This is a genomic window from Nitrospira sp. T9, assembly GCF_052156535.1.
In the GTDB taxonomy this organism is placed as follows: Bacteria; Nitrospirota; Nitrospiria; order Nitrospirales; family UBA8639; genus Nitrospira_E.
Map to the genome: position 1 here is coordinate 39215 of NZ_JBQKUP010000018.1, position 9320 is coordinate 48534.

The following is a 9320-nucleotide window of genomic DNA, read 5'->3' on the forward strand; positions in this document are numbered from 1 at the left end:
GAAAATTGGGGGAGTATTCAAAAATTCCCGTCCAGCAAGGCCGCAGCCACTTGGACGAGCGGAGCGTATGAAGGAGTACGTGAGCACGGCCAAGGGGCGAGAACGCCGCTGGCGGCATTTTTCAACACTCCCCATAAATCTGTTACCCTCTGGAACGCTGTGCTGACAAAGGAGTCGTATGGAAATACCAACATATAAAGAACTGTTGAAATTAATGTGGTTTCTGGTGTGGCGACACGTGGTGATTCTGATGTTTGTGAGTATGACGATCGGATGGGCGGTTCCTGTGATCTTCAATAGCACGATCTCTGCAGACTCTCAGTATATTTTAGAAATCTGTATTTATGGGGTGTTATTCTTCGGCATCACCCCGTTTATATTGAAGACCCTCTTTCAAAAACAATTTCAAGGCTTTCAAGTCATCTTCCAACGCGACCCCGACTCACCACCACTTTCCTCATCCTAAAAATGGGTTCATTCAGCATATGATGATTTCTGTCTCCTTCAGGTGTGTCACTGAAATATTCGTCTCTCCTGGTCCGACGCCTGCCGTCTGGCCTAAAGGAGGGACGCTCTCATCCACCGGCGGGCCTTGTTTGAGCCCGGCGAGTTGGTCCGCCCTCCTTAGATTCGCGTGCCTCCGCTCTCATAAGGCCAGATGGGGCGTCACTGGTTTTGGGTCCTTTTGCCGAAACAAAAGGCCTGCCCTGAGCCAAGCCGAAGGGGCCTCGGCTGCCGGGCCGAAACCCGGCAATACGGGAAATGCCGTGGGGGCGAGATTTGGGAACACAAATAAAATCCCTTCACCTTCCAACAATTTTCTGAACCCCCCATGATGTATTCCTTTGAATACAAACCATCACGAGATGACCCAAGAACCTTAAACTCACTATGATCAAAATTTTTCCTCAATCCACATTCTGAAACTCATATGAAAATCGCCACCTGGAACGTCAACTCCATTAAAGTCCGGATCCCCCACTTGATGGAATGGGTCAAACAGGCCAACCCGGACATTGTCCTGCTGCAAGAACTCAAAACCACTGAGGACCAGTTTCCCAGAATGGCGATTGAGGAACTGGGCTATAATATGGCCATAGTCGGACAAAAAACCTACAACGGAGTCGCCATTCTCTCCAAAGCCCCGATCGAAATCGAACACACCATACTGCCTGGCGCCCCTTCCGACGAACAAGCCCGCTACGTGGAAGCGGTGGTGGGGAACGTTCGAGTAGCTTCAATTTATTTGCCAAATGGGAATCCGGTGGAAACCGAGAAGTTTACATATAAACTTGCCTGGTTAGATCGCCTGATCACGCATGCGCAATCGCTTTTAGCCCTGGAAGAAGCCGTGGTCTTAGGGGGAGACTTTAACGTATGTCCCACCGACCATGACGTCTATGATCCAATGGGATTTGCCGACGACGCCCTCTGTCGTCCTGAGTCACGTGCCCGTTTTCGTGCCCTCTGCCATCTCGGATACACCGATGCCCTTCGAGCCCTGCACCCTAGATTGGGACTCTACACCTATTGGGATTACCAGGCCGGCCGATGGAATCGGGACGAAGGGCTCCGCATCGACCATCTCCTGCTCTCTCCACAAGCGGCAGACCGGTTAGTCGCTGCAGATGTTGATCGGGGACCGCGCGGAATGGACAAACCTTCCGATCACACCCCAGTCTGGTGTGAACTGTCTCCCTTGTAATCGCAACCTAATTCTAGACAAGTTAGGGTCCAAACAATCCGCTAAAAGTCCAGAAACCTCTATCGGGAAGGCACGCTAGGCGGCTTTGGCTTTGGAAAGACGATGCTGGCGCATCCATTCCTTGGCCTCTAGGGTTACATCCATGAGCGTGTCCAAATGCTCTTGGCTGAAGGAATGCCCGTTCTTCCATTCATCCGATTTCGTTTTGTAGGACCGGGTGAACGTGACGGTAAGAAACGGTTGACCTTTTTCCGGGGTCTGCTCCCAGATATCCGCTTGAATGGCTCCGATACGGATTTTGTGAAGTGGTGGGTTTTTACTTTTGGTCGCCATGATGTTTTCTCCTTTGTTGGTTGTTGAAACTTGGCTTCTCACAAGGAACGGAAGCCAATTTCATCAACCCGGAGAAAATGTTTCAGGCGAGCGCCGCCGCGCCGGGTGAGCAGCCGAACATGACAGGAATGGAAGGGACTGAAATGGATGGCGTGGGCGGTGCCGGGCGCAAGGCCCTTTAAAAAACTCCTCTGAAGGGAACAAAGCTGAGAGAGGGAGGAAATCAGTGGATGCTAGACATCACGGAAAATGTTTAAGTGGCCTTAAAAGCCAAACACGTTGAAAATTTTTCGAGAAAGACAGGTATTTTTCAAGTCCAATATACCAATTGGTTCTCTTGGCCATAAAGTAATGTCATAAAACCATTCCAACTCACTCGAAAATGTTCGTCCGTATTTTTAGCTATATTTTTATTGGCCACTTTATGGGGATAATCAGCTCTGAAAACGACATAATCACCTGTTTCAACTTCAATTTCTTGCATGAAACTATCTTTAAATATATCTTCTGGATAGGGGTAGCCTGTTTTAAAAATATTTAAACCCCTCGCAGCATCCAAGTCTCTTTTATCTTGTTCAGTTAATTGTTTCCCATAAACAAACAACGTCCCCTCGCCGGGACGATTGCGTAGATAGAGGTTGTGGGCCAAGATCATATCAGTTGATGCAATTTCAAAATTGTAGGGAGCGAGGGCTCTAACATTAGCTAAATCTTCATGAATAGGAACTATCACAGTACTTCGGCTTGAAAAAATTAATGCGCGATAAAAAGCGGCACTCATCCCTCTATGTGTTACTGGCTTTATTCGATAACTATTCTCTGGATGCATTTCATCTTGGGATAGAGATTCGAACGAATCAAGAGCATTCTGTAATTGGACTTGTACGCCACCAATGTTTTTTAAAATTCGAGCATTAGCTTTTATGGACTCCTTGAAATATTCAAGTGGGTTATTAGGAAACCCAAAAAGACTTGCTCCTAAGGTCCCTCCCGGAACTCCATCACTCCGTAAATCATAATCACTTAAGATAATTTCTGCCTGTTTATCCGCTTCTTTGGGGTCCATTAGTTTAGGTACTTTAGCAGCATGACATATACCCGAAGCCACTGCTCTAATCGCCTTTCCGGGGTCATTAAACTCCTTGTACTTTAATCCAGAAGCAGAAACAGACAAATTTTCATATGACATAAATTCTCCTTCTCTAAAGTTCATTCGATTTAAATTAGGACTTTAATAATCGCATATCATTCCCTTTGCTAAGAAGAGCAATATAAATAGAAGACTGATAAAATAAAACAATCCGCGGGTTAATGGTCAGGACTGGGACCCATTATAGGATAGACAATGAATTTAATAAACTAGAGAGGAAGGCAAAAAACTCCGCAAAGCATTTGCTAGTGCGGAGTTTTTTTAGGTGAGTGGAATTAGGGAAGTTTAATTATTATCTAGCTGCCCCAGCTAACTCTCTACAAATAGTATGTCCTATAGGACTTTGGTTTTTAATTATTCGTTTTCTATCTTCATTTATAATATTTTTCAAAGCTTCTATTGCTGAGCGCATCGTTGGAAAATTCGGCGTAGAACGTAAATCCTTTTCGTGATGTGTTTGAAACCACTTATAAACATTGGAATCAGAAAGGTTCAAGCTTTTCGCTAACTGAGTCGGATGTATCCAATTTCTTTTTTTTGCTAAGACAAGGATTTCGTGAAATGATTCTGGATCGTCTTTAAGGGAGTTTATAAAATCATTTTCGGCCAACGTATCCGCAAACATTTTCCTAACTGCTAAATCCTGCTTTAGGACTTTTTCTGTTAATTTTTCAACACCCATAAAACCTCCCTTATTTCAGTCGGTAATAATAATCTTCACTCTGTAGGGTACATAAACACACGATCGAAATTAAACCAATACTGGTTTAACAAATGAATCTTCACTACTGGAGCAATCCGAGGTCAGCTCAAGTGAATCTATTAGAGTGATTAATAAGATGAAGCTGATCGTACGCGAAAAATATTATCATGTCAATAAAAATTATCATCATAATAATAATTATTCGGATAATTATCGTGAAACTTAAACACAACCACAATAAATGTTTAATAATCAATGCCTTACCAGCCGCAAGCGGACGGGATATGCAAACGGGCATTTTCCCCAAAATGACAGAAAAACGCTCTCATGGTGTAAACAGGAAGGGAAGGGTGATTAGAAGGTTCCGGCTTGAGCGGCAGGGTCTTGGTAGATGTGAGGATGGTGGCGTTAGGCGTGATCTTGGGGAAAAGTCGAATCGGGATTCTGTTCCTTACGTTTTTCTTTCTCCCGTTCTTCAATCGTCAACGCCAAAGCCTCTTCGAAATTTTTAGCAATACCAAAAAAATACATCCTCTTGCCTGTGTCCGGGTTGGCAATAAACTCGCGACCCTGTTCATCGGTTTCGATCTTGACGGCAGGGCTGACTTTTTCCACAACGAATTTTTTGTCGCCCATTTGAATGCTATATTTTTTTATCGTCCATACCAGAATTATAAACGCTTTTGTTTGGCCAGAGTCAAATACCGATAGACAGACGATTTACTGATGCCTAATACTTTGGCAATTTCGGAATCGGTCATCCCTTGTTTGCGTAAGACGGTAACCCGTGTGGGGTCGGCTTTCATCGTGCCGGCCTTCCTGCCGGCATAGATGCCTTTTTTCTTTGCAAGCTTGATCCCGGCGGCTTGGCGCTCTTTCGTATGCTGTAATTAGATTTGCGCCAACCCGAAGAGCACCCCGGCCACGATATGGCCGATCGTACCTTTCAGGTCTATTTGCTGCGTGACCGACACGACGCGCCCTCCCGATGATTTCGCGCCAGACGATCCAATTTCCAGACAATGACAGTTTTAATTGAGCCGTCAAATATTGCTTCCTGCAATTTTTGAAAGGCGGGCCGTTGTAAATTCCGTCCGCTTTCATATCTTCAAACCAGATGATCTGTTTGGCTGGAAGTTTTTGACTGGTGAGCCAATGGGCGATTTCCGCTTTCTGGCTATCGGTTTTTTGGCTGTGGGAAGATATGCGAATATAAACAGCGATCATGTTATTAACAATTTTAAAATGAGTTACTTATGCACAATTCAAAAAAAAGTTAAAAACCTTATTTGTTAGAGCTTTTGGGGTTTTTCTCATTTTTATTTTGCTTCTGCCAGGATGTGAAAAGCAGGCAGAAAAGAAAGTAGAAAATATTCCTAAAGCTGTTTACCTTCATTTTAGGGAACTGGTTTATGCGGGAGATCATCAGAGGGCCTTTCTTTACCTTGATGACCATGCGAAATAGCAAACAGGAGCACTTATGAGGGCTATCGCAACGATGGGAGGCCTTAAATTAAAGAAAGGAAAAAACTTTTCAGATTATGAAGCGTTCGATATGTTGCTCTCTCTTAGGGAAACGGATGAATATGGATTTAAATCACAAAACATTAATGGTGACATAGTTGAAATACATGGCATTTCCAAAAATAGAGGCCGTGCCCAGCCCGTAACGATTGAAATGAAAAAAACTTCTGGAAAATGGCTTATTCATTCAATGGGATCAATAGGCAATTGACGTTAATGCCTTCATGGTGCTTGTGACCTAGTCGGTCCAGTTTCCGGGCAATACCCGTTCTAATGTTTGCGGTAAAGAATTATCTTATAAATTTTTTATGCAAACACCAAAAAAACAACAGACCATTTCTTATAAAGATGCAGGAATTGTTCTTATTGTAGTTAGCATTATTGGTTTGGTGATTAACGTTAAACAATTAATAGCAGGATTTTTTTTTAATACCAGTATTACTCATAAATATCCCTATTGCGATTTACACTGCCGCCACTAGAAAGGTTTGGACATCAAATCCATTATTACTCATTAACCAAACGATAAACTGGGAAAACCCGAGTGCTAGCATATGTGGAATGCTTGCAGCACTATTATTAGCAGTATTTATAGATTTATTAAGGGACAAATGATATTTATGCTCCTCCTAGTTAGGGTACACGCTAAATGAGATGGTCGAAAAATTTCCCAAAAAGCTAAAAAAGACTCATGGATAACGATATTAAGAGATTTGTAGGAGACCCTTATTGAGAGTTATATGCGTTTAAACCCAACCTCGTGGAAACATTTCCTAATCCTTTTGTTCATTGGTGGTATCTGTGGTGTAACTGAAACCGTTTCAGGAAATCCCGGTATCCTAATAACAGCTGCGTATGAGGGAAACATAGAGAAAGTCAGGGTTCTGTTAGCACAAGGTGCGAATGTAAACCAACAAAATTTTAATGGCGAGACAGCGTTACTTTTGGCTTCTGAATATGGCCATGAAGACGTGATGAAAGTCCTGCTCGAAGCAGGGGCGACGGTGAACCACCAAGCCAACGACGGCCATACGGCCTTGATGATGGCAACTCAGATAGGGAACATGGGAATGGTCAGGACGCTCTTAGCTCATCGTGCTGATGTCAACCTTCAAACACAACTTTCACAAACCGTTTTGTCCGCGGCCGCTTCGCGGGGGTACATAGATATGGTTAAGGCATTCTTGGCTCAGGGAGCAAGAGTGAACCACCAAAACAGTTTTGGGTGGACGGCCTTACATTGGGGCTCTGCGAATGGTCATCTGAGTGTTGTAAGAACTTTATTAGACGAGCGCGCCGAGGTAAACATTCAGGGGAAATATGGCGCAACGGCCTTAATGGTGTCTGCTGAAAGGGGACACAAAGAAATAGTTAAGCTACTCTTGGCTCACAGAGCTCATGTTAACCAACAAATGTATAGTAGTGGGTGGACGGCATTGATAGGAGCTTCTGAACATGGCCATGAAGAAATAGTGAAACTACTGCTCGAAGCAGGGGCCAAAGTGAATATTCAAACATCAGATGGCAACAATGCACTCAGTGTGGCAAGAACTCCCCACATCGCTAGCATGCTCAAGGAGGCAGCCGTAAACCAATAAAAGAAACTAATTGCTACTCGTTAAAACTCAATTGCCAATTGTTTTTATGAAGAATGTGGAATGTTTAAAATATCCTATTTTTGCTTTTGTAAAAACCAGAAATAGGGAACTACACAAAACCAACACTTTACAGTATTTAATTCTCATGCTATTTTGGCTTTTATGATAAAAAACAAAAAAGCACAAATTGAAAATGCGCCATGGAACAAGGGAAAAGCCGTTGGCCAAATGACGCCGTTTACTCCGGAACAAGCGCAGGTCATCCGTTCTTTGTTAACGACGGAAAAAAAAATTCGGGATTTGGCGCTCTTTAATGTGGGGATCGATACGATGTTGCGGGCATCTGACCTGCTTCGGCTTTCAACCGCCGATGTCACCGATCATAACGGCGATGTGGTGAGTGAGATTAATATCCGGCAGAAGAAAACCAACCGAGGGCATCTGGTGGCCTTGTCATCCGAAACGCGAGACAGTCTGGCCGATTGGATTTTGCACAGTGGGAAGAAATCAGAGGACTATTTGTGGACGAGTATCGGCAATCGCAAAACCCGCCCTCACTTGACCAGAGAACAATATGCCAACTTGGTCAAACAATGGGCCTATCTCGCCCGCCTAGACCCAAAACGGCATAGCACACATTCCATGCGCCGCACGAAATCTTCAGTCATCTATGACAAAACTCAGAACCTCGCAGCCTGTCAGCAACTCTTAGGACATAAAAGTATTGGAAGCACCGCCCTGTATTTGGGCGTGGACCAAAGGAAGGCTCTCGATTTGGCCAAACGGATAAAAATTTAAGGAAATAAAAATATTTTTCTGTTTGTCGAGCCTAGTTCATGTCCCCTTGGGAATCCCCATGAGCACCATTGAGCACGCTGATCACCATAAGCACACAGAGCACTACGAGCACTACCTTGTAACGCAAATACATTATCATTACTGAACATATTGCTAGTTAATGTAATTAAATAATACAATTAAAGATGATTAAAAGTTTTTTATATTTCAACTAGAACTTTGAGTTAATATTTTCAGTGATGAATAATTTCACCAAAAAATTATATAAGTCTTTGTTTTTATTGGCTTTTTAGCGAATTATGGAGTAATATTAAAAGGTGGGCGGGCACTATTTCTGTGAACATTACTGACCTCCAAGCTCAGCAAAAAAGAAAAATAGGGCTAGGCCTCCAAAACCTAGCCAAGCCCGCCCGCCTTTAAAAAGGAGTATACCATGGCTACTAAAAAGCAGACCCAACTAAGAGCTTCTAAAATGAGTTCACGAACACTGAAGCTTCGAAAACAATTTTGGCCAAAATTGGACGAATCACTTCTCTGGGATCGTAAGACTGCTAAAGGGTTTACTACTCTACCACGTACAATGCCCCATATTTGCGAAATTTTAGACGATCTCGGAGGGAAAGGCACTCCACTATCAAAAGTGTATTTGAGTCTTTGGTGTCGAGTTTTTGATGAGGCATTTTTGGAAATCAAAAGCTACCCAGATTTGGCGTATGAGGCTGGCTTTAGTGGGCAGCGCGCTGTGACTCTATGGAAACAACGAATGTCTTCACTCGTTGACTTAGGTTTCGTGCTGACCAAGGAAGGGACTGGTGGGCAATACGACTATATTCTACTGCTAAACCCATACCCCATTATTAAGAAGCACTACGAGGATGATAAAATTCCAGAACAGAAATATAATATTTTGTTTAATCGGGCTCTAGAGGTTGGGGCCACGGACTTAAATTAAAATTAACAATTCATATTGGAACAGCCGCTGAAAATGGGCGTTTTCAAAATCGAATTTCAGGGGAACCCTATTTGAGAGTAATAAAATGGGGAAAGCTACGGGCTGGGAACGGGTTGAGCTGTAGCCAATTGTCCTTGGTCGGCAAAACTGTAATGCGTATGTTCCCCGATAATGACGTGATCGAGGAGCGTAATACCTAACAACGCTCCAGCCTCTGATAATCGCTTGGTGAGAGCATGGTCTTCCGGGCTTGGGTCGGGATTGCCCGAAGGGTGATTATGAACACCAATGATGGCGGCGGCATTGGCCAGAAGGGCCGCTTTATAAACTTCCCGTGGATGGACAATCGAGACGGTTAACGAGCCGATTGAAACGGTATGTTGAGCGATCACCGTATGCTTGGCATTGAGCAACAGCACGCGAAATTCTTCCCGGTCGAGGCGGAGCATGTCCGCACATAACCGAGCGACATCCTGACTGTGGGCAATGGGGGGATGATAGGGTCCTTCCGTTTCTTGGACCAGCATCACGCGCACCCATGGCACCGAAAGGCTGGG

15 protein-coding genes are annotated in these 9320 nt (G+C 43.9%); 8 read left to right on the plus strand and 7 right to left on the minus strand.

From position 1 onward, the window contains the following. The first annotated feature begins 178 nt into the window (after window positions 1-178). On the plus strand, window positions 179-466 hold the full coding sequence (locus ACTRXD_RS01310) for a hypothetical protein (RefSeq protein ID WP_442430073.1): 288 nt from the start codon (window positions 179-181) through the stop codon (window positions 464-466). A 465-nt stretch (window positions 467-931) separates the two neighbouring features. After that, window positions 932-1705, plus strand: a complete 774-nt coding sequence (xth, locus tag ACTRXD_RS01315; RefSeq protein ID WP_442430074.1) for an exodeoxyribonuclease III — start codon at window positions 932-934, stop codon at window positions 1703-1705. 75 nt (window positions 1706-1780) lie between these two features. Here the strand turns inward: xth and ACTRXD_RS01320 are convergent, their stop codons facing one another. Next, window positions 1781-2038, minus strand: a complete 258-nt coding sequence (locus tag ACTRXD_RS01320) for a hypothetical protein (protein WP_442430075.1) — start codon at window positions 2036-2038, stop codon at window positions 1781-1783. Window positions 2039-2058: 20 nt separating this feature from the next. Between ACTRXD_RS01320 and ACTRXD_RS01325 the strand changes: the two genes are divergently transcribed. After that, on the plus strand, window positions 2059-2220 hold the full coding sequence (locus ACTRXD_RS01325; RefSeq protein ID WP_442430076.1) for a hypothetical protein: 162 nt from the start codon (window positions 2059-2061) through the stop codon (window positions 2218-2220). A 128-nt stretch (window positions 2221-2348) separates the two neighbouring features. Here ACTRXD_RS01325 and ACTRXD_RS01330 read toward each other — a convergent pair whose 3' ends face one another. The 5 genes from ACTRXD_RS01330 to ACTRXD_RS01350 form a co-directional block, all read right to left on the minus strand. Next, window positions 2349-3227 carry a hypothetical protein gene (locus ACTRXD_RS01330; RefSeq protein ID WP_442430077.1) on the minus strand — a complete coding sequence of 293 codons (879 nt, stop codon included), beginning with the start codon at window positions 3225-3227 and terminating at the stop codon, window positions 2349-2351. Between the two features lie 253 nt (window positions 3228-3480). Beyond that, entirely contained in the window at window positions 3481-3870 is a 390-nt protein-coding gene (locus ACTRXD_RS01335; protein ID WP_442430078.1) for a hypothetical protein, read from the minus strand. A 429-nt stretch (window positions 3871-4299) separates the two neighbouring features. Beyond that, window positions 4300-4527: a hypothetical protein gene (locus ACTRXD_RS01340; RefSeq protein WP_442430079.1), complete on the minus strand. Its 228-nt coding sequence runs from the start codon at window positions 4525-4527 to the stop codon at window positions 4300-4302. Window positions 4528-4562: 35 nt separating this feature from the next. Continuing rightward, window positions 4563-4697, minus strand: coding sequence for a helix-turn-helix domain-containing protein (locus ACTRXD_RS01345; protein WP_442430080.1), 135 nt, complete (start codon window positions 4695-4697; stop codon window positions 4563-4565). A 146-nt stretch (window positions 4698-4843) separates the two neighbouring features. Continuing rightward, window positions 4844-4954: a hypothetical protein gene (locus tag ACTRXD_RS01350; protein ID WP_442430081.1), complete on the minus strand. Its 111-nt coding sequence runs from the start codon at window positions 4952-4954 to the stop codon at window positions 4844-4846. On the opposite strand from ACTRXD_RS01350, the gene ACTRXD_RS01355 reads away from it, so the two are divergent. The 5 genes from ACTRXD_RS01355 to ACTRXD_RS01375 all read left to right on the plus strand — a co-directional run bounded on the left by ACTRXD_RS01355 (window position 4927) and on the right by ACTRXD_RS01375 (window position 8763). Beyond that, window positions 4927-5187, plus strand: a complete 261-nt coding sequence (locus ACTRXD_RS01355; protein ID WP_442430088.1) for a hypothetical protein — start codon at window positions 4927-4929, stop codon at window positions 5185-5187. The two genes, ACTRXD_RS01350 and ACTRXD_RS01355, sit on opposite strands and share 28 nt — an antisense overlap. A 184-nt stretch (window positions 5188-5371) precedes the next feature. Continuing rightward, window positions 5372-5626, plus strand: a complete 255-nt coding sequence (locus ACTRXD_RS01360; protein ID WP_442430082.1) for a hypothetical protein — start codon at window positions 5372-5374, stop codon at window positions 5624-5626. 529 nt (window positions 5627-6155) lie between these two features. Then, a complete protein-coding gene (locus ACTRXD_RS01365) occupies window positions 6156-7013 on the plus strand; it encodes an ankyrin repeat domain-containing protein (RefSeq protein ID WP_442430083.1) in 858 nt (285 codons plus the stop codon). 228 nt (window positions 7014-7241) lie between these two features. Continuing rightward, a complete protein-coding gene (locus ACTRXD_RS01370; RefSeq protein WP_442430084.1) occupies window positions 7242-7811 on the plus strand; it encodes a tyrosine-type recombinase/integrase in 570 nt (189 codons plus the stop codon). Between the two features lie 433 nt (window positions 7812-8244). After that, entirely contained in the window at window positions 8245-8763 is a 519-nt protein-coding gene (locus tag ACTRXD_RS01375; protein WP_442430085.1) for a hypothetical protein, read from the plus strand. 95 nt (window positions 8764-8858) lie between these two features. Here the strand turns inward: ACTRXD_RS01375 and ACTRXD_RS01380 are convergent. Beyond that, window positions 8859-9320, minus strand: a 462-nt coding sequence (locus ACTRXD_RS01380; protein ID WP_442430086.1) for a JAB domain-containing protein, incomplete at its 5' end; no start/stop codon positions are given.